Consider the following 22,111-nt stretch of genomic DNA (forward strand, 5'->3'; position numbering starts at 1 on the left):
ATACTATGGCAAACTATAGAGACCGTCGAGTGGCACAAGAAATCTTAAAAGAAGTCAATCAAATCCTACGTAAAAAAATTCGTGATCCACGTGTACAAGATGTGACAATCACGGATGTTCATGTTACAGGAGATTTACAACAAGCGACAATTTACTACAGTATTTTGTCCGACTTGGCTTCTGATCGTGAAAAAGCGCAGAAAGGTTTGGAAAAATCTTCTGGTTTAATCCGTCGTGAATTGGGCCATGCGTTGACGCTATATAAAACACCGGAATTGGTTTTTGAAATCGACCAATCTGTTCAATATGGCTCAAAGATCGATCAATTGTTACGCGATTTAAACAAAGAGTAAAAGAAAAGAGTATCGACCTTGTCGATACTCTTTTTTTTATCCTCAAATTTGATGAGGGAGTATGCTATAATAAAACAGTTAAAAATAGAAAATGAGGTGTAACCATGGATGGTATTTTACCGTTATGGAAAGAACGTGGCATGACGAGTCACGATTGTGTATTTAAATTACGAAAAATTTTGCAAACAAAAAAAGTCGGTCATGGAGGAACACTTGATCCGGATGTGGAAGGGATTTTACCGATCTGTGTAGGTAAGGGAACAAAAGTCATTGAATTTTTGACGGATTCTGGAAAAGTGTATGAAGGCGAAATCACATTAGGCTATAGTACGACAACAGAAGATAAATCAGGCGAACTGGTCGAACAAAAATTAGTGGATACACCACTTACAACAGCTCAAATCGATGCGCAAATGGCAAAGATGATCGGTGAGATCACTCAAATTCCGCCGATGTATTCGGCCGTGAAAGTGAACGGTCGTAAACTCTATGAATATGCACGTAATAACGAGGAAGTAGAACGTCCAGTACGTATTGCTACTATTATGTCCTTTGAACGTACGACCGAGCCTGTTTGGGATGAAGTGACGAAAACCCAATCATGGTATTTTAAGGTTGCTTGTGGTAAAGGAACTTACGTCCGTACGTTAGCTGTCGATCTAGGGAAGGCTTTAGGATATCCGGCGCATATGTCTGATTTAGTACGTACTCAAAGTGGTGGGTTTACCAAAGAACAAGCTTTGACATTAGCTCAAGTTCAAGAAGTAAAAGACGCTGGGAAACTAGATGAATGGCTCTTGCCCATTGAGTATGGTGTGAAGAAATTTAGCCGTGTCGATATTACCGATGATTTGTATCGACAAGTAAAGAATGGTATGCGCTTGCCTTACCAAGTATTTGGTTTAGCTCACGTTCCCAATGAGCCGATTGCTTTGTTTTATCGCGAAAACGTTGTAAGTTTATACTATCGCTATGATGAGAATACGACGGTATTAAAACCGCTAAAAGTATTTCGCAATGAGTAAGGAGAAGATATGCAAGTAATTGAGATTAGACATCCCTACCACCAAGAACAATTGCCAAATGAGCCAATGGTCTTGGTTTTAGGGTTCTTTGATGGAGTGCACAAAGGACATCAAAAAGTAATTGAAACAGGGCGAAAAAAAGCCAATGAGCTAGGGATTAAACTAGGTGTGATGACCTTTAACCAACATCCATCGATCGTATTTAAAAAAATTGCCCCACACTCGATGAAGTATTTGACGACAGTGAAACAAAAAGCTGAATTGATGGCCCAACAAGATGTGGATTATTTATTTGTGGTCGATTTTACTTCAGGGTTTGCTAGTTTAGCACCACAAGCCTTTGTCGATCAATATATTGTCGATTGGCAAGCGAAAGTTGTAGTGGCAGGATTTGATTATACCTATGGCCCTAAAGAAATTGCGGCAATGGAGCATTTACCAACGTATGCACAGCAGCGTTTTGAAGTGATTACGGTACCAAAAGAAACGCTAACGGGTGAAAAAGTCAGCTCGACTCGTATTCGTCAAGCATTGGCTTTAGGAGAAATGGAGGAAGTGAACACGATGTTAGGATATGAATATGTGACAGAAGGACTAGTAGTCCATGGAGATGCTCGAGGCCGTGAATTAGGCTTTCCAACAGCAAACATCCAAACTAAATCGACAGTACGTTTGCCTAAAGAAGGTGTATATGTCACTGAGATTTTGATTGGAGAAACGTGGTATCCTTCAATGGGATCGATTGGACGCAATGATACTTTTGAAAAAAATCGACCGGTTACGGTTGAAGTGAATATTTTTGATTTTCATGAAGATATTTATGGTGAACATGTGGAAGTGCGTTGGTTAGACTACTTGCGTGATCAAGAAGCCTATCCGTCAGTCGAAGCATTGATTACACAGTTACAATTAGATGAAAAAAATAGTCGTGCTTACTTTACAAATCGATAAGGAGGAAAGCTTTGGGGGAGAAAACAAAAACAACTACTGGGTTACCAAAATATCAACAAGTCGCGATCGAAATTGCAGAACGGATCGTTGAAGGACGGTATCATATTGGGGAAAAAATTCATGCCCGTTCTACTTTAGCGACACATTTTAATGTCTCGCCAGAAACTGCCCGTAAAGCGATCAATGTCTTAGTTGATTTACAAATCATGGACGTCAAGCATGGGAGTGGGGCGTTCGTGTCTTCTAAAGAAAAAGCGCATGATTTTGTTGAACAGTACAAGGGGATCCAAACGATTCAAATGATTCGTGAAGACATGAAAGAAAGTATCCAGCGATCTAAGGAAGAAGCTGAACGACAGTATCAATTGTTAAATGACTTAGTGCGCCAAATGAAACAAGTTCATGATCAATTGCCTTTTGTGCCTTACGAAATTTTTTTAACGAGTGAAGCGCGTAATCTAGAAGTAAGTATCAAAGATTTAAATTTTTGGCACCAGACAGGCGGAACAATCATCGCCATTCAAACCGATACTGAGACGATTATTTCTCCTGGACCATATGCGAAATTAAGTGCAGGCAATCGGGTCTTTTTTGTTGGAAGTGAAGTCGTGTATCAGCGTGTGTCTAACTTTTTTTACACGAATGAATCCCGTTAATATCAGCTTACATTGGACCGAAACTTTTTTTCATGAAAAGTTTCGGTTCAATTTTTTGACAAACTGACCACACGATGTTAATCTAGTATGGTCAGTTTGATATTTTTTTAATATTTAAATCAGAAATAGGAGAGTGATATTTTTGGTAAAAGTTCGGGTGGAACATTTAACAAAAATCTTTGGGAAACGTCAACAACAGGCGTTAGAATTAGTAAAACAAAATAAAGCAAAAAATGAAATTTTAGAACAGACTGGAGCGACCGTTGGGGTTTACGACGCTAATTTCGAAGTGAATGAAGGGGAAATCTTCGTAATTATGGGTCTATCTGGTAGTGGGAAATCAACGCTGGTTCGTTTGATCAATCGCTTGATCGATCCATCTTATGGAGATATCTATATCGATGGCGAGGATATCGCAAAAATGAGTAAAGACGAATTACGTGAAATTCGTCGTCATAAAGTAAACATGGTCTTTCAAAACTTTGGATTATTCCCACATCGTACGATTTTAGAAAATACAGAGTACGGATTAGAAGTTCGTGGCGTACCAAAAGAAGAACGTACACAAAAAGCAGAACAAGCTTTAGAAAACTCAAGTTTGCTTTCATTTAAAGATCAATATCCAAATCAATTATCTGGTGGGATGCAGCAACGTGTAGGGTTAGCTCGTGCGTTAGCGAATGATCCAGAAATCTTACTAATGGACGAAGCGTTCTCAGCGCTTGACCCATTGATCCGTCGTGAGATGCAAGATGAACTCCTAGAGTTACAAACGAAAGTTCAAAAAACGATTATCTTTATTACCCATGACTTGAACGAAGCATTGCGTATCGGCGATCGTATTGCCTTGATGAAAGACGGTCAAATCATGCAAATCGGTACCGGTGAAGAAATCTTGACTAACCCAGCTAATGATTTTGTACGTGAATTCGTAGAAGACGTAGATCGTTCAAAAGTCTTAACGGCACAAAATATTATGGTTCCAGCGATTACCACAAATATCGAAATCGATGGACCGAACGTTGCGTTAACACGTATGCGTAAAGAAGAAGTAAGTATGTTACTTGCAATCGACAAGCAGCGTAAATTAAAAGGAAGCTTAACAGCAGAATCTGCTCGTGACGCTCGTAAAAATAATTTACCATTAAAAGAAGTAATCGATAAAAACGTGAAGAAAGTCCACGCAGATACGTTAGTAACGGACATTTTCAACTTGATTTATGATTCTCCAACTCCATTAGCTGTTGTCGATGACAATGAAAAATTAATGGGAGTTGTGATTCGCGGTAGTGTGATTGAAGCGTTAGCGGATACAGAAGGACCTATCGAAGAGTCAATCATTGAGGAGGAAATGTTAAATGGATAATTTTTTACAACAATCAATTCCAGTTGCAGATTGGGTTGAAAGTGCATCAAGCTGGATAACTACAACTTTTTCTGGATTATTTCAAGTCGTCCAAGATGGCGGAACGGCCGGAATGAACTTTATTACAAATGTATTAACCTTGATTAATCCGTTATTGTTTATTGTCGTAATGACTGTCGCAGCCTTTATGATTTCTGGTCGTAAATGGGGCTTAGCTGCATTTAGTTTTATTGGATTGTTATACATCTACAATCAAAACTTATGGGGCGACTTGATGAATACCGTGACGTTAGTGATTGTATCCAGCTTGGTTTCAATCATTATCGGGGTGCCACTTGGTATCTGGATGGCGAAAAGCGATCGTGCTGAAAAAGTGATTCAACCGATTCTTGACTTTATGCAAACCATGCCTGGTTTCGTTTACTTGATTCCAGCCGTTGCTTTCTTTGGTATCGGGATGGTTCCTGGGGTATTCGCTTCTGTAATTTTCGCGTTACCACCAACTGTTCGTTTTACCAACTTAGGAATTCGTCAAATTCCAAAAGAATTAGTCGAAGCATCGGATTCATTTGGGAGTACTGGACGTCAACGTTTATTCAAATTAGAATTGCCATTAGCGAAAAGTACGATTTTAGCTGGGATCAACCAGACTACAATGCTTGCGTTATCAATGGTTGTAATCGCGTCTATGATCGGGGCTCCTGGTCTAGGTCGCGGGGTATTATCTGCCTTGCAACATGCGCAAGTTGGGAATGGATTTGTCAATGGTTTAGCTTTAGTAATCTTAGCGATTATTATTGACCGTTTCACACAATTGATCAATAAACCAAATCATCAAAAAGAAAAAGCGGTTAGCAAGAAAACTTCTCGTATCGTGACAGTCGTAGCACTTGCTGCTATCGTGGTATCTATCGTAAGTGGTGCCTTCTTTAGTGGTAAAGACAACCAAGCTGGTGCAAAAGGTACAGTGAACTTAGCTTATGTTGAGTGGGATACTGAAGTGGCATCAACGAATGTTGTCGGTGAAGTCTTAAAACAAATGGGCTACACCGTAAACTTAACACCTTTAGACAATGCCATCATGTGGCAATCTGTTGCAACTGGTCAATCAGATGCGATGTTATCTGCATGGTTGCCAAGTACACATAAACCACAATATGAAAAATATAAAGATCAATTAGTCGACTTAGGGCCAAACCTTGAAGGAGCGAAAGTTGGATTAGTGGTGCCATCTTATATGGATGTGAATTCAATCGAAGATCTTAAAGATCAAGCCAACAAAGAAATCGTTGGGATCGAACCTGGTTCAGGTGCAGTGGCTGCAGCTGAAAAAACTCAAGAAGCTTATCCAAACTTAGCAGATTGGAAAGTATCAACGTCTTCATCTGGTGCGATGATGGTTGCACTAGATCAAGCGTATCAAAACAAACAACCAATCGTGATCACAGGTTGGTCACCACACTGGATGTTTGCGAAATATGACTTGAAATATCTTGAAGATCCAAAAGAGACAATGGGTGGAGCAGAAAGTATCCATACCATGACACGTGAAGGATTCAAAGAGGATATGCCAGAGGTCAATGAAGTATTAGACAACTTCAACTGGACAACAGATGATGTTGAAGAAGTAATGCTTGAGATTTCAAATGGTACATCACCTGAAAAAGCAGCGCAAAATTGGATCGAAAAAAACCAAGATAAAGTCGACGAATGGACGAAATAATCTTGTAAAGAAGTCATCTTAGGATGGCTTCTTTTTTGTATGGAAAACCAATTCACTTTTTAACTTCTATTTTGTATACTAGTAAGTAGAAGATGGCTTAGCATAAAATAAAATACCATTTTCTTTACATGATCCTATTTTTTGAATAAGAAAGAAGGAATAAAAATGAAAAAAAGCGTATTGATTGGGTTTTGTGCAACAGCGTTGCTGACGATTAGTGCAACAACATTGACTACCGTCCATGCAGAAAGTCAACCACCTGCAATGACTGAAACAAACATGGCCACAAGTACATGGGGCACAGCAAAAGCAACATTTGATACAAAAACAGGGACATTACGTGTTGAACAGGGTGTGATCTATGATGCAGCTGCACTTTCAGAAGCAGAAAGAAATTCAGAATTTGTAGATACAGATCAAAAAATTGCGCGTAAAGAAGTGAAGCATCTTTTATTTGGAGAAAATGTTTCCGTAAAAAATAGTCAATCAGCTTGGCAATTAGATGGGACAGCAACGTCACTTGCACAATTTAAAGAAGAATTTGCGCATTTTGATCAATTGACGTTCATTTTAGGCGAGCTAGGCAATCCGAATATGCCGTATCCAGCACCATTTGCTCATGGATTTACCCATGATGTGTATCGTGCGTATAATCCCAATTCAGGGGATCATCTTTATACAATGTCTAAAAATGAGTTTGATCATGTCGTTGACAAAGGTTGGAAAGATGAAGCTGTTGCGTATTTAGCCTATGATTGGTCAACATTGCCAATTTATCGGGTCTACAATCCAAATTCAGGGGAGCATATGTTTACGACTAGCCCAGAGGAATATTTAGCACTATATGAAGCGACTTGGGTTCCAGAAGGGATTTCATTTGGTGCAGCAGAACAAACAGCCGATACACAAGCAGTGTATCGTGCGTTCAATCCAAATGCGAAAGGACCAGGAAGTCATTTGTTTACCAATAATGCTTCTGAAATTCAACATTTGGTCAAAGTGGGGTGGAAAGATGAAGGAACGGCATATTTTGTCCCTACTGTAGCTTATACAACAGAAGATCAAAACTAAGTTTAGTAACTCTCTATAAAAAATAGAGATGTTTATAAATAAGTGAATAAAAAAGTGTAGGTTCTGCAAAAAAATTCAAAGATGAGTTTGGTGCAGGACCTATTTTTATAAGGAAGTGAGTGGAATGAATAAGAAATTTCTTTTTATTGGAGGATTCTTTTTATTAATTGTGGCAGGGGTAAGTTTGATTACGTTCTATCCGATGCAGTCAATGCAGTCAAATGCGATAGAAATGCATCAAGAAAACGAAAAAACCGTATACACGATTACGCAAAAAGAGGGACAATATATCACTATTCAATCGAAAGATTTACGAACAAATACGAGTGAAGAAGAACTTTCGACTAGAAGTAGTCAACTTCTTGCGACGATTACGTATAAGGCAACATTTGGCGATGTAAAAAAAGAAGGAAAAGTAGCCTCTGAAATCAGGTTGTCTGTCTCCGATACTAAATATGGAGAATTAGACTCTTATGGAGGTAGTCGTTCTTTTGATACAGAATATTGTGCCTTTGTTCCGTATACTCAATATAAAAATAAAGCAGTAGGCGTCTTTGTGTTTTCGAATCGGCAACAAACAATTGAAGCCGTAAAGAAAGATCCTGAAAAAGCTAAAGATAAAATCAGTCAAGAAGATGTTTTATTAGAGCAGATCATTGAACTAAAAGAAAGATAAGCTGTTCAGTCACTAGATTTCATTCTAAACGGTGTGGATAGTGCTCGTTTTATGGTACACTAACCAAAGACCAAAAGAATGAAGAGGAATTTGATAATCATGAAACAACATGCACAATTGCAACGATCAGCTTATATTCACATCCCATTTTGTGAACATATCTGCTTTTATTGTGATTTTAATAAAGTATTTTTAGAAGGCCAACCAGTGGATGAATATGTCACACGATTACTTGACGAGATATCATTGACATTGGCTAAATATCCTGTTAGTGCGACTCCTACGATCTATATTGGAGGGGGCACACCCACTTCGTTAAATGAAGCGCAGCTTGATGCTTTGCTTTCTGGAGTTGTCGAACGATTTGAGATGGAAACGGTCCAAGAATTTACGATCGAAGCCAATCCGGGAGATTTAACAAAAGGCAAGTTACAAGTTATGAAAAATTACGGCATTGATCGCTTATCGATGGGCGTACAGACATTTGACGATCGTTTATTAAAAAAAATTGGGCGCAAGCATTCCGCAAAAGATGTATACGACACGCTCAAGTTACTCGATCAAGAAGCCTTTCACAATATCAGCATTGATTTGATCTATGCCCTACCAGGACAAACACTTGAAGGATTTTCAGATACATTACAGCAAGCATTAGCCTTTGACTTGCCGCATTATTCTTTGTATTCGTTAATTTTAGAAAATAAAACGATGTTTATGAACTGGGTACGTCAAGGTCGTTTGGAATTACCTAGTCAAGAAGTCGAAGTAGCGATGTTTGAACAAACGATTGACGCAATGGAAAAATCTGGACATCATCAATATGAAATCAGCAATTTTGCGAAACCTGGATTTGAATCTAAGCACAATCTAGTGTATTGGAATAATGAAGAATATTTTGGATTTGGTGCTGGGGCCAGCGGGTATGTTAATCAAAGTCGGTATCGCAATTTTGGGCCGATCCAACATTATCTAAATCCTTTACGTGAACAAAAACTGCCGATTATGGAAACAGAGAAAGTGATTCGAAAAAACCAAATCGAAGAAGAATTATTTTTAGGTTTGCGAAAAAAAGAAGGCGTGGATAAAGCGAAATTCAATCAAAAATTTGGCTGTTTGCTGTCTGATCTTTATCAACCAGTGATTGATGCGTATGTCCAAAAAGGGTGGCTTTATGAAACGGAAACGACAATCGCCTTAACCAAACAAGGGACATTTATTGGCAATGATGTCTTCCAAGGTTTTTTATTAGAAGAAGAATAGTAGAGAACCCGTTGAAGTATCAAGACTTCAACGGGTTTTAGCACTTTCGACAAAAGAGTGCTAAAAAATAGAGGTAAATTCTTGACAATTTATCAGAATATGATATATTTATACTTGTATTAGCACTTAAGTATATCGAGTGCTAACAAGGGGTGATGAATATGTTGACAAAAAGACAAGAAGACATTTTACGTCTTATCATCCAGAACTATACTAGCGATGAACAGCCAGTTGGTTCAAAAACATTGATGGAATCTGGAATTGAAGCAAGTTCTGCTACGATTCGAAATGAGATGAAAACATTAGAGACAAAAGGGTTAGTATTAAAGACCCATTCTTCTTCTGGACGTGTTCCTTCATTAAATGGGTACCGTTATTATGTGGACCATTTATTGGTTCCAAATACGGTATCGACTGAAGAGATCGTAACGGTCAAACATGCTTTTGCAAAAGAGTTTCATGAAATTAATGAAATTATTCGTCAGTCTGCAGCATTGCTTTCTCAGATGACAAATTATACAGCACTAGCGTTAGGTCCAGAGATGAGTGATCGAAAACTAACTGGGTTTCGGATGATTCCGTTAAATCAACGGCAAGTGGTGACGATCATTGTAACGGATAAAGGCAATGTTCAAAGCAGTGTCTTTACGATTCCAAGTACAATGAAACTCCACGATTTAGAGACGATTGCTTCTATTGTAAATGATCGGTTACTAAATGAGTCGCTCTTGACGGTCTATCATCGTTTGCGAACTGAGATTCCTATGATTATGAATCGCTATTTTCAATCGACTGAAGGGATTTTAGATGTCTTTGAGCATCTGTTGAGTCAAGCGTTTGAGGATAAGGTATTCGTTAGTGGACGGATGAATGTATTGAATTTCGAAGCGGATCAAAGTGGAACAAATGTGAAACAATTGTATGATTTTATGAAAGATTCTGAAGCGCTCGGTCAATTATTTGCTTCTCGCAATGGCTCGATCCAAGTGAAAATTGGAAAAGAGATCGGTGTGGATCTATTTGAAAACATGAGCATGATTCAAGCGAATTATGAAATTGAAAATCATGGCCTAGGTACGATTGCTTTACTAGGCCCGGCAAATATGCCTTATGCGCAAATGTATAGCTTAATGAATCTATTTAAAGATGAATTAGCCATGACATTAGCTGACTATTATAAAGGATTAGACCATGTCTATCATCTATAGAAAGGATGGAATTAAGTGACAAAACATGAGCAAGAGATGCCAGAAGAAACAGCTGAAGAGCTTGTTGAAGAACAAGCGACAGAAGCAATGGAAGAAGAGGTTGTATCTGAATTAGATACAGTCAAAGCTGAATTTGATGCGATGGAAGATAAGTTTCTACGTGCTTCTGCTGAAATCGCAAATATTACTTCCCGTAATCGCAATGAGCGTGAATTGTTACAAAAATACCGTTCACAAGATTTAGGGAAAAAAGTATTACCTGCAATTGACAACTTAGAGCGTGCCATGGCAGCTGAAGTAACAGATGAGCAAAGCCAAAGTTTGAAAAAAGGCGTTGAAATGGTCTTAGAAAGCTTACGTCACGCGTTAAAAGAAGAAGGAATTGAAGAGATCCCAGCTAAGGGTGAAGCATTTGATCCAACCCTTCATCAAGCGGTGCAAACCATTCCTGCAACAGAAGATCAAGAAGCAGATACGATTGTTGAAGTCTTACAAAAAGGCTATCGTCTGCATGATCGTGTATTACGACCAAGTATGGTCATCGTTGCACAATAAATATAAGTAAACAAACACAATTACGGAAAACAAAAGGAGAGAATTAGATATGAGTAAAATTATCGGAATCGACTTAGGAACTACAAACTCTGCAGTAGCTGTATTAGAAGGCGGAGAAGCAAAAATTATTACCAATCCTGAAGGAAATCGTACAACTCCTTCTGTTGTCTCATTTAAAAATGGTGAAATTCAAGTGGGTGAAGTGGCAAAACGTCAAGCAGTAACAAACCCAAATACCATTTCATCTATTAAACGTTACATGGGCGAACCTGGATACAAAGTTGAAGTTGAAGGTAAAAATTATACACCTCAAGAAATCTCAGCAATGATCTTACAATACATCAAAGGTTTTGCCGAAGATTATTTAGGTGAAAAAGTTGAAAAAGCAGTTATCACTGTACCTGCATACTTTAACGATGCACAACGTCAAGCAACAAAAGACGCTGGTAAAATCGCTGGTTTAGAAGTAGAACGTATCGTTAACGAACCAACAGCTGCAGCCTTAGCTTATGGTTTAGACAAAACAGATAAAGATGAAAAAATCTTAGTATTTGACCTTGGTGGAGGTACATTTGACGTATCTGTACTTGAATTAGGTGACGGCGTATTTGACGTATTGTCAACAGCTGGAGATAACTTATTAGGTGGTGATGACTTTGATAACAAAATCATCGATCACATGGTAGAGGTATTCAAAAAAGAAAACGGCATCGACTTAAGTAAAGATAAAATGGCGGTACAACGTTTGAAAGATGCTGCTGAAAAAGCGAAAAAAGATCTTTCTGGTGTATCAAGCACACAAATCAGCTTACCATTTATCACGGCAGGCGAAGCTGGACCACTTCACTTAGAAATGACATTAACTCGTGCGAAATTTGACGAAATCACTGCTGACTTAGTAGAACGTACAAAAGGACCTGTACGTCAAGCCTTGAAAGATGCTGGTTTATCACAATCAGATATCGATGAAGTGATCTTAGTTGGTGGATCTACACGTATTCCTGCAGTAGTAGAAGCTGTACGTAAAGAAACGGGTAAAGAACCAAATAAATCAGTAAACCCTGATGAAGTAGTAGCAATGGGTGCTGCGATCCAAGGTGGAGTCATCACAGGTGACGTGAAAGATGTTGTCTTACTTGATGTTACACCTTTATCATTAGGTATCGAAACAATGGGTGGCGTATTTACGAAATTGATCGACCGCAATACAACGATCCCAACAAGTAAATCACAAGTCTTCTCAACAGCAGCAGACAACCAACCAGCAGTAGACATTCACGTATTACAAGGTGAACGTCCAATGGCAGCAGATAACAAAACATTAGGTCGCTTCCAATTAACAGATATTCCAGCAGCACCTCGTGGAATCCCTCAAATCGAAGTAACATTTGATATCGATAAAAATGGTATCGTAAATGTATCTGCTAAAGATTTAGGTACACAAAAAGAACAAACCATTACAATCAAATCTTCTTCAGGTTTATCAGACGACGAAATCGAACGCATGGTAAAAGATGCTGAAGCGAATGCTGAAGCAGACAAAGCGCGTAAAGAAGAAGTAGATCTACGCAATGAAGTCGATGCATTATTGTTCACTGTTGATAAAACAACAAAAGAACTTGAAGGCAAAGTAGAAGAAGAAGAATTGAAAAAAGCTGAAGAAGCACGCGATGAATTAAAAGCTGCTGTCGAAGCAAATGATATCGAAGCAATGAAAACAAAACGTGATGCGTTAAATGAAATCGTACAAAACTTAACAGTTAAATTATACGAACAAGCTGCTCAACAACAAGCACAAGCAGATCCTAACGCAGCTCAAAGTGGCGCTGATGACGTAGTCGATGCTGACTTTGAAGAAGTGGATGACAACAAATAATCTAATTCACGTTGAAAAAGCCAAAGTCGACTACTTTGGCTTTTTCTTTTGATAAAATTTGAGTAACATCTTGAAAAAATCTATGTTAGAATACTAAAGTATATGAAGAAAACGGAGGGAAGCCCATGGCAACAAAACGTGATTATTATGAAGTCCTAGGTTTACAAAAAGGAGCTTCGGACGATGAAATAAAAAAAGCGTATCGTAAGCTTTCCAAAAAGTACCATCCAGATATTAATAAAGAAGAAGGCGCTGAAGCTCAATTTAAAGAAGTGTCAGAAGCATATGAAATTTTAAGTGATCCACAAAAACGTGCCGCTTATGATCAATATGGACATGCTGGGACAGATCCAAATTATGGCGGCGGCGGAGGCTTTGGTGGCTTCGGCGGCGGTGCTGGAGGATTCTCTGGTGGTGGTTTTGGTGGTTTTGAAGATATCTTTGAATCATTCTTTGGTGGCGGCGGAGGCCGTGCTGCCAATCCGAATGCACCAAGACAAGGTGCGGATTTACAATATGTCATCAATTTGACCTTTGAAGAGGCTGTCTTTGGTGTCGAAAAAGAAATTCAATACAAACGTGAAGAAACGTGTCATACGTGCGACGGTAGTGGCGCAAAACCAGGTACACAACCTGAAACGTGTCATAAATGCCATGGTGCTGGTCGTGTCAATGTAGAACGTCAAACACCACTTGGTCGCGTGATGACGCAACAAACGTGTGACGTGTGTCATGGAACAGGAAAAGAAATCGCCCATCCATGTGAAACGTGTCATGGAACAGGACATGAAAAAGCAAATCATAAAGTGAAAGTAACGGTTCCAGCTGGAGTAGAAGACGATCAACAAATGCGTCTTGCTTCTCAAGGAGAGGCCGGAACAAACGGTGGTCCTTATGGTGATCTTTATGTGGTCTTTAGAGTGGAATCTTCGAATATTTTTGACCGTGATGGTGGGGAGATCTATTATGAATTGCCGTTGAACTTTGTCCAAGCTGCTTTGGGAGATGAAGTCCAAGTCCCAACTGTGCATGGAGATGTGAAGTTGAAGATCCCAGCTGGTACACAAACTGGCGCGAAATTCCGCTTGCGTGGTAAAGGTGCGCCGCGTCTACGTGGCGGAGGCAATGGAGATCAACAAGTGACCGTGAAATTGATCACACCGAAAAACTTGAACGATCAACAAAAAGAAGCGTTGCGTGAGTTTGCTAAAGCTTCAGGATTGACGACGACCGAACAACATGCAGAAGGATTTTTTGATAAAGTCAAAGATGCATTCGGTGGTAAGAAAAAATAAGTGTAATCAAAAAGGAATGGCAGTTTTAAACTGTCATTCCTTTTTTTTGATCAGATATTCAATACTTTATTTAAAAAGTCTTTTGTTCGTTCGTTTTGTGGATGGTTAAAGATTTGATCTGGTGTTCCATCTTCTAGGAAGTTTCCGCCATCGATAAACATCACACGATTGGCCACTTCTTTAGCAAATCCCATTTCGTGTGTGACAATCACCATCGTCATCCCTTGTTTGGCTAGTTTTTTCATAACGTTCAATACATCGCCAACCATTTCTGGATCAAGGGCGGATGTCGGTTCGTCAAACAACATGATATCGGGATTCATCGCTAAAGCGCGTGCGATCGCGACCCGTTGTTTTTGCCCACCGGATAAATTATCTGGATAAGCATCTTTTTTATCAGCCAAACCAACTGTTTCAAGTAACTTGATCGCTTTTTTTTCAGCTTCTGCTTTATTTAATTTCTTTAAGTCTGTAGGAGCTAAGATAATATTTTCCATAATCGATAGATGTGGAAATAGATTGAAATGCTGGAATACCATGCCGATATGTTGACGCACCATATTGATGTCAGTATTCTTATCCATCAAATGGGCACCATCGACAATGATATCTCCGCTAGAAGGTTCTTCTAGACGGTTTAAACAACGTAAGAAAGTCGATTTTCCAGAACCAGATGGTCCGATGATACAAACGACTTCACCTTCTTTGATTGATACGTTGATATCGTTTAATACAGTATTGTCTCCGTATTGTTTGACTAAATGTTCAACTAAGATTTTTTCTGCCATCTTAATTCACCTTCTTTTCTAAAACTTTTGCTAAACGAGTTAATGCAGTGATTACAATCAAGTAGATCATCGCAATGATAAAGTAAACAGAGGTACTTTGTAAGGTACTTGCGACAATGATTTTCCCAGTTTGGAGTAATTCTACAACTCCGATAGCAGAGATAATTGTTGTATCTTTTAATGTGATAACAAACTGATTGACAAATGAAGGGACCATAATGCGCACAGCTTGCGGTAAAATAATTTTTTGCATAGTCCGATTATACGAAAGTCCTAGACTTCTTGAAGCTTCCATTTGTCCTTTTGGTACGGCATTGATCCCACCACGAACGATTTCAGCGATATAAGCACTCGCGTTTAACGTTAAGGTGATCACACCAGCAATAAAGTCTGGGATTGTGATCCCAATCGCTCCAGATAAGCCGAAGAAAATGAAGAAAGCCAATACCATCATCGGAATTCCACGGATCACATCCACGTAAATTGAAGCGACAATACGTAGTGCTTTGATTGGCGCAACACTCATTAATCCAAAAATGACCCCAACTACGATAGCCAGTGCAAATGAAATCAATGCAAGTAACATTGTTTTGCCTAAACCGGCTAATAACTGTTTGTAATTATTTTTTAAGATTCCCCATAAAGACGAATTGTCTTTTGTCGATTCTTGTTTTACAGCTTTACCATCTGCGATATATGTTGCAATAATTTTATCGTATTCACCAGACTGTTTCATTTGTGTTAAGGCTTCGTTGAACATTTGCAGTAATTCTTGGTTTTGTCCTTTTTTCACTGCAAAGGCATATTCGCCACCGCTTTCTCTAGCGATCGGTGTAGCCAACTCTTGACCTTGTGAAATCGAATAGCCAATGACAGGATAATCATCCATGATCGCATCTACAGCGCCTACTTTTACTGCTTCATATAGTTGATCTGCTGCATCATAGCTTTTGATTGTATAGCCATATTTGTCTTTATTCGCTTCTAAGAAATCAGCACTTTCTGTTCCGACTTTAACCCCAACTTTTTTACCTTTTAAATCTTCATAAGATTTGATATCTTTATTGTCTTTTTTGACTGCGATTTGAATCCCGCTCTCAAAATAAGGGGTAGAGAAATCAAACTCTTTTTTGCGTTCATCGGTAACCGTCATGCCAGCAATCATTCCATCTGCTTGTTGCCCTTGTAAAGCTTGGACGGCAGCGGAGAATCCGATGAAATTAAAATCGATATTAAATCCTTGTAGTTCAGCTGCTTTTTTCATTAAATCAACATCGATTCCAACATATTCGTTGTCTTCGTTTTTAAATTCAAAAGGCGCAAAGGCAGAATCACTCGCGATAATGTATTGATCTTTTAAAGGGGTGATTTTTTTCATTACGGTTTGATTTGTTGAAGTGTTGTTATTGGTTTTAATATACGTTTGAACGATCTCATCGTATTGGCCAGAGTCTTTTAATTTTTTTAATCCAGCATTGAATTTTGTCAATAACTCAGCATTTTCACCTTTTTTTACTGCAAAACCATAAGAATTTCCTTTTTCAGCTTTACCGATCAATTGTAAAGGCTCGCCCTTGTTGATCGCATAACCTAAAACGGGATAGTCATCAAAAATCGCTTGGACCGTTCCATTTTTGATCGCGCCATAAACGCCAGTAGCATCATCATATGTTTTGATCGTATAGCCATATTTGTCTTTATTGGCTTCTAAGAAAGTCGCACTTTCTGTTCCAACTTTTGCACCAACAGTTTTTCCTTTTAGATCGTCATAACTGTTGATGCTCGTATCGTCTTGTTTAACGGCCATTTGGATTCCGCTGTCAAAGTAAGGATCTGAAAAATCAAAACTTTTTTTACGTTCATCGGTAATGCTCATTCCAGCGATCATCGCGTCAAGTTGACCAGACTGAACACCTTGGATTGAAGAATCAAATCCTAACGGACGAAGATTGACAGCAAATCCTTGATCTTTTGCAATCGCATTTAGTAAATCGATATCGACACCTACATAATTTTGGTTATCATCTTGGAACTCAAACGGTGCAAAGGTGATGTCCGTTCCAATTTGATAGGTTTTTTCTTCCGCGTGTACGCTACGTGTCGTAAAAAATCCTAGCGTCGCCACGATGGAAAGTAGTGATAAGTAAAAAAGCTTTCGTTTCATGTAATTATTTCCTCCATTTCTTCCCTAAAAAGCTAGTCAATCCAATTGAAATTGACGATTAGCAAGAGTATAACAAGAAAAAAGAAAAAAATAAACTGAATGCTAACATCTTATGTTATAAAACGTGACATTTAAAGTTTAAGAAACAAGCTATCATCCTTATGAAACAAGTCACAAGAATAGCGAAAATATGTTCGCTATGATAAACTAGAAGAACGAAAAGAACACATGAAATGAGGCTTGAGGATGATTGAACGAAACCATTCGATTCCTTTTGATCTAGTTTCGGCGTACCAGCCAGCAGGGGATCAACCTGAGGCGATTCGCCAATTAGTAGAAGGAATACATAACAAAGAAAAAGCACAAATTCTACTCGGTGCAACGGGAACAGGGAAAACTTATACGATTTCCAATGTGATTCAACAAGTCAATAAACCAACTTTGATTATTGCTCATAATAAAACACTAGCTGGTCAATTATATGGTGAATTTAAGGAATTCTTTCCTCACAACGCCGTCGAGTATTTTGTCAGTTATTATGATTACTACCAACCTGAAGCGTACGTTCCCTCAAGTGATACGTATATTGAAAAGGATTCGAGTGTGAATGATGAGATCGATAAACTTCGACATTCTGCAACGAGTTCGCTATTAGAGCGCAATGATGTCGTCGTTGTGGCTTCTGTGTCGTGTATTTTTGGATTAGGATCTCCAATGGAGTACCAAAAACAAGTCGTATCGATTCGTGAAGGGATGGAAATCTCACGTGAGGAAGTCTTGCGACGGTTAATCGATATTCAATTTGAACGTAACGATATCGATTTTCAACGTGGTCGTTTTCGCGTTCGAGGCGATGTCATCGAGGTCTTTCCAGCATCACGCGACGAGCGTGCGTTACGTATTGAGTTTTTTGGAGATGAAGTGGATCGGATTCGCGAAGTCGACGCGTTGACAGGTGAAGTCCATAACGATACCGAACACGTATCGATTTTTCCAGCCACTCACTTTTTGACAGATGAGAATCATATGGAAACAGCGATTGCTTCGATTCAAGCAGAATTGAAATGGCGCTTGGATATTTTAAGAGCAAATGAACAATTATTAGAAGCGCAACGTTTGGAACAACGAACGAATTACGATATTGAAATGCTTCGTGAAATGGGCTATACTTCCGGAATCGAAAATTATTCGCGTCATATGGATGGCCGTAAAGAAGGAGAGCCGCCTTATACATTGATTGATTTCTTCCCAGAAGATTTTTTATTGGTGATCGATGAGTCGCATGTTACGATGCCACAAATAAGAGGGATGTATAACGGAGATAGAGCGCGTAAACAAATGCTGGTTGACTACGGCTTTCGTTTGCCTTCAGCACTCGACAATCGTCCCTTGCGTCTTGAAGAGTTTGAAGAACATGTTAACCAAGTCATTTATGTTTCGGCGACGCCTGGACCTTATGAATATGAACAAACAGATCATGTTGTCCAACAAATCATTCGGCCAACTGGTTTACTTGATCCGATTATCGATGTACGGCCGATCATGGGACAAATCGATGATTTAGTAGGTGAAATCAATGAACGTGTAGAGCGCGATGAACGCGTGTTTATTACGACCCTGACAAAAAAAATGGCAGAAGATCTAGCTGATTATTTTAAAGAATTAGGAATCAAAGTAAAATATCTACACAGTGATATTAAAACGCTTGAACGAACGGAGATCATTCGCGATTTACGTTTAGGTGTATTTGATGTCTTGATTGGGATCAACCTATTGCGTGAAGGAATCGATGTGCCTGAAGTGTCCTTAGTGGCGATTTTAGATGCAGATAAAGAAGGATTTTTACGTAGTGAACGATCATTGATCCAAACCATTGGACGTGCCGCTAGAAATTCCAATGGGAAAGTAATCATGTATGCAGATAAAATGACTGATTCTATGACAAAAGCGATTGATGAAACCGCTAGAAGACGTGCCATCCAAGAAGCGTATAATAAAGAGCATGGGATTACACCGATTACCATTAAGAAAGAAATTCGCGATTTGATTCGCATCTCGAAAGTAGCAGAAGCACAAGAAGCATACGACGTGTCTTCTATCACAGATTTATCAAAAGAAGAAAAAGAACAATTACTCTTGAAGTTAGAAAAAGAAATGCGCGATGCAGCGAAAGCATTAGATTTTGAAACGGCAGCAACATTGCGTGATACGATTTTAGAATTAAAAGCAGAATAACAGGGAGGCTTTTTTGTGGCAAATGACAAAATAGTGATTCATGGTGCACGAGCACATAATTTGAAAAATATCGATGTAACGATTCCACGCGATAAGATGGTCGTTGTAACAGGACTATCAGGTTCTGGGAAGAGTTCATTAGCCTTTGACACACTCTATGCAGAAGGACAACGACGTTATGTTGAAAGTCTTTCGGCCTATGCGCGTCAATTTTTAGGACAAATGGACAAACCAGATGTCGACAGTATCGATGGCTTAAGCCCAGCCATTTCGATCGATCAAAAAACGACAAGTAAAAATCCACGTTCTACCGTAGGAACTGTAACAGAGATCAATGATTATCTAAGATTGCTTTATGCACGTGTAGGTCATCCAATTTGTCCAAACGATCATGTGGAGATTACGAGTCAGTCAGTAGAACAAATGGTAGATCAAGTCCTAGAATTACCCGAGCGGACAAAAATTCAGCTATTAGCGCCTGTTGTACATGAAAAAAAAGGACAGCATAAAAAAGTCTTTGACATGATTCAACGAGAAGGATACGTTCGTGTACGTGTAAATGGAGAGACGTATGACATTACGGAAGTTCCTGAATTAAGCAAAACGAAAAAACATTCGATTGCGATCGTGGTGGACCGTATTGTGATCAAAGAAGGAATTCGTTCACGTTTGTTTGACTCATTTGAAGCGGCATTACGTTTGGCTGATGGGTATGCAGTAGTCGATGTGATCGGCGAAGAAGAAATGTTGTTTAGTGAGCATTATTCTTGTCCGTATTGTGGATTTACCGTGGGCGAATTGGAGCCACGACTTTTTTCATTCAATGCTCCATTTGGCGCATGTCCAGAATGTGATGGACTAGGGATGAAATTAGAAGTCGATCTAGATTTAGTTGTTCCAGATACGACAAAAACCTTGCGTGAAGGCGCGATTATTCCTTGGAATCCAATTAGTTCACAGTACTATCCGCAATTACTAGAGCAAGCTTGTTATGCGTTCTCAATTGATATGGATACGCCTTTTGATCAACTTAGTGAACAAGAACAAGCTATTATTTTATATGGATCAGGCGATGAGGCGTTTCATTTCCATTATGAAAATGACTTTGGTGGTGTGCGTGATGTCGACATTGCATTTGAAGGAGTAATGAGCAATATTAAGCGTCGCTATCATGAAACCAATAGTGATTTTACGCGGGAACAAATGAAATTATATATGACAGAGTTGCCTTGTAACGTCTGTCACGGATATCGTTTAAACCGTCAAGCCTTATCGGTAAAAGTGGGCGGAGAGCATATCGGTCAAGTGAGCGAAAAAGCGATTGTGGATGCATTGGCCTTTATCGAACAGTTGGCTTTATCAGAAAAAGAGCAAACCATTGCACAACCAATCGTTAAAGAAATCAATGATCGATTAAGCTTTTTACGTAATGTAGGCTTAGATTATCTTACATTGAGTCGAGCAGCAGGTACACTATCTGGTGGAGAAGCACAACGTATTCGTTTAGCGACGCAGATTGGATCGAACTTGTCTGGCGTTTTATATATTCTAGATGAGCCTTCGATTGGGTTGCATCAGCGAGACAATGACCGTTTATTAGATTCACTTAGAAAAATGCGTGATCTAGGCAATACATTGATCATTGTGGAACACGACGAGGATACAATGCGTGCGGCAGATTATTTAATCGATGTTGGACCAGGTGCCGGAGCTGCAGGTGGGCAAATCGTTGCACAAGGAACACCAAAACAAGTTGAAAAAAATAAAGCTTCTTTGACTGGACAATATTTGTCTGGAAAACGTAAGATCCCTGTTCCTGAAGTAAGACGTGAAGGAAACGGCAAAGCGATCGAATTAAAAGGGGCAGCGGAAAATAATTTGAAAAATCTAGATGTGTCGTTTCCTTTAGGTGAGTTTGTCGCGGTAACGGGTGTTTCTGGATCTGGAAAATCAACGTTAGTCAATGAAATCTTGAAAAAAGCGTTAGCTCAAAAAATCAACCGAAATAGTGCGAAACCTGGGAAATATAAATCTATTTCAGGATACGAAGCAATTGAAAAAATCATTGATATCGATCAAAGCCCGATTGGACGAACACCTCGTAGTAATCCAGCGACTTATACAAGTGTATTTGACGATATTCGCGATCTCTTTGCGAAAACAAACGAAGCAAAAGTACGAGGATATAAAAAAGGACGATTTAGTTTTAATGTCAAAGGGGGACGCTGTGAGGCGTGTCGCGGAGATGGAATCATTAAAATCGAAATGCACTTTTTGCCAGATGTATATGTTCCATGTGAAGTTTGTCATGGCAAACGTTACAACTCAGAGACACTCGAGGTGCATTATAAAGGAAAAAATATTGCAGATATTTTAGATATGACAGTAGAAGATGCGGTAGAATTCTTTCAATCGATTCCTAAAATCCAACGAAAATTGCAAACAATCGTAGATGTTGGATTAGGGTACATCACACTTGGTCAACCTGCGACGACATTATCTGGTGGAGAAGCGCAACGGATGAAGTTGGCTAGTGAATTGCATAAGATCTCAAATGGGAAAAGCTTTTATATATTAGATGAGCCAACAACTGGATTGCATTCTGAAGATATCGCCCGTTTGTTGCACGTACTTGATCGTTTAGTTGAAAAAGGCAATACCGTGTTAGTCATCGAGCATAATTTGGATGTCATCAAATCTGCCGATCATCTCATCGACTTAGGTCCAGAAGGTGGCGCTGGTGGGGGTACGATTTTAGCAACAGGAACACCAGAAGAAATCGCTCAAGTAAAAGAAAGCTATACAGGGAAATACTTAAAAACAGTATTAGCTTAATTTTGAAGGTAAGGACAAATTGTCTTTACCTTTTTTTATATAAAAGTAGCCATGATACGCCCGGGATGATATAA

The 22,111-nt window shown here is 39.0% G+C and carries 17 protein-coding genes; 15 read left to right on the top strand and 2 right to left on the bottom strand.

The features are described from left to right. Window positions 1-5: 5 nt before the first annotated feature. The 13 genes from rbfA (at window position 6) to dnaJ (ending at window position 14,015) form a co-directional block, all read left to right on the top strand. Window positions 6-353 (top strand): 30S ribosome-binding factor RbfA, encoded by a 348-nt coding sequence (gene rbfA, locus I573_RS07380; RefSeq protein ID WP_016185649.1) that lies wholly within the window; start codon window positions 6-8, stop codon window positions 351-353. A 104-nt stretch (window positions 354-457) separates the two neighbouring features. Continuing rightward, window positions 458-1,378, top strand: a complete 921-nt coding sequence (truB, locus tag I573_RS07385; RefSeq protein WP_016185648.1) for a tRNA pseudouridine(55) synthase TruB — start codon at window positions 458-460, stop codon at window positions 1,376-1,378. Window positions 1,379-1,387: 9 nt separating this feature from the next. Next, window positions 1,388-2,329, top strand: a complete 942-nt coding sequence (ribF, locus tag I573_RS07390; RefSeq protein WP_016185647.1) for a riboflavin biosynthesis protein RibF — start codon at window positions 1,388-1,390, stop codon at window positions 2,327-2,329. An 11-nt stretch (window positions 2,330-2,340) separates the two neighbouring features. Continuing rightward, on the top strand, window positions 2,341-2,985 hold the full coding sequence (locus I573_RS07395; protein ID WP_016185646.1) for a GntR family transcriptional regulator: 645 nt from the start codon (window positions 2,341-2,343) through the stop codon (window positions 2,983-2,985). A gap of 142 nt (window positions 2,986-3,127) precedes the next feature. After that, window positions 3,128-4,351 carry a quaternary amine ABC transporter ATP-binding protein gene (locus I573_RS07400; protein ID WP_016185645.1) on the top strand — a complete coding sequence of 408 codons (1,224 nt, stop codon included), beginning with the start codon at window positions 3,128-3,130 and terminating at the stop codon, window positions 4,349-4,351. Beyond that, window positions 4,344-6,074 (top strand): ABC transporter permease/substrate binding protein, encoded by a 1,731-nt coding sequence (locus I573_RS07405; RefSeq protein ID WP_016185644.1) that lies wholly within the window; start codon window positions 4,344-4,346, stop codon window positions 6,072-6,074. The genes I573_RS07400 and I573_RS07405 overlap by 8 nt, the downstream gene beginning before the upstream one ends. A 165-nt stretch (window positions 6,075-6,239) precedes the next feature. Then, complete coding sequence (locus I573_RS07410; RefSeq protein WP_016185643.1) at window positions 6,240-7,145, top strand: hypothetical protein; 906 nt, start codon at window positions 6,240-6,242, stop codon at window positions 7,143-7,145. Between the two features lie 124 nt (window positions 7,146-7,269). Beyond that, window positions 7,270-7,821 (top strand): hypothetical protein, encoded by a 552-nt coding sequence (locus I573_RS07415; RefSeq protein ID WP_016185642.1) that lies wholly within the window; start codon window positions 7,270-7,272, stop codon window positions 7,819-7,821. A 99-nt stretch (window positions 7,822-7,920) separates the two neighbouring features. After that, a complete protein-coding gene (gene hemW / locus I573_RS07420; RefSeq protein ID WP_016185641.1) occupies window positions 7,921-9,081 on the top strand; it encodes a radical SAM family heme chaperone HemW in 1,161 nt (386 codons plus the stop codon). Window positions 9,082-9,242: 161 nt separating this feature from the next. Further along, window positions 9,243-10,289 carry a heat-inducible transcriptional repressor HrcA gene (gene hrcA / locus I573_RS07425; RefSeq protein WP_016185640.1) on the top strand — a complete coding sequence of 349 codons (1,047 nt, stop codon included), beginning with the start codon at window positions 9,243-9,245 and terminating at the stop codon, window positions 10,287-10,289. A gap of 36 nt (window positions 10,290-10,325) precedes the next feature. Continuing rightward, a complete protein-coding gene (gene grpE / locus I573_RS07430) occupies window positions 10,326-10,844 on the top strand; it encodes a nucleotide exchange factor GrpE (RefSeq protein ID WP_155855543.1) in 519 nt (172 codons plus the stop codon). A gap of 49 nt (window positions 10,845-10,893) precedes the next feature. Then, a complete protein-coding gene (dnaK, locus tag I573_RS07435) occupies window positions 10,894-12,720 on the top strand; it encodes a molecular chaperone DnaK (RefSeq protein WP_016185638.1) in 1,827 nt (608 codons plus the stop codon). 125 nt (window positions 12,721-12,845) lie between these two features. Continuing rightward, window positions 12,846-14,015: a molecular chaperone DnaJ gene (dnaJ, locus tag I573_RS07440; RefSeq protein ID WP_016185637.1), complete on the top strand. Its 1,170-nt coding sequence runs from the start codon at window positions 12,846-12,848 to the stop codon at window positions 14,013-14,015. A gap of 50 nt (window positions 14,016-14,065) precedes the next feature. Here dnaJ and I573_RS07445 read toward each other — a convergent pair whose 3' ends face one another. Beyond that, on the bottom strand, window positions 14,066-14,803 hold the full coding sequence (locus tag I573_RS07445) for an amino acid ABC transporter ATP-binding protein (protein ID WP_016185636.1): 738 nt from the start codon (window positions 14,801-14,803) through the stop codon (window positions 14,066-14,068). A 1-nt stretch (window position 14,804) separates the two neighbouring features. Further along, complete coding sequence (locus I573_RS07450; RefSeq protein WP_016185635.1) at window positions 14,805-16,967, bottom strand: amino acid ABC transporter substrate-binding protein/permease; 2,163 nt, start codon at window positions 16,965-16,967, stop codon at window positions 14,805-14,807. 246 nt (window positions 16,968-17,213) lie between these two features. On the opposite strand from I573_RS07450, the gene uvrB reads away from it, so the two are divergent. Together uvrB and uvrA are read left to right on the top strand one after the other, a co-directional pair. After that, on the top strand, window positions 17,214-19,202 hold the full coding sequence (gene uvrB / locus I573_RS07455) for an excinuclease ABC subunit UvrB (protein ID WP_016185634.1): 1,989 nt from the start codon (window positions 17,214-17,216) through the stop codon (window positions 19,200-19,202). Window positions 19,203-19,217: 15 nt separating this feature from the next. Continuing rightward, the gene (uvrA, locus tag I573_RS07460) at window positions 19,218-22,037 is read left to right on the top strand and encodes an excinuclease ABC subunit UvrA (RefSeq protein ID WP_016185633.1); all 2,820 of its coding nucleotides are present in this window, start codon (window positions 19,218-19,220) and stop codon (window positions 22,035-22,037) included. Window positions 22,038-22,111 lie beyond the last annotated feature (74 nt).

Origin of the sequence: Enterococcus sulfureus ATCC 49903 (assembly GCF_000407605.1) — a bacterium.
Classification (GTDB): Bacteria; Bacillota; Bacilli; order Lactobacillales; family Enterococcaceae; genus Enterococcus_G; species Enterococcus_G sulfureus.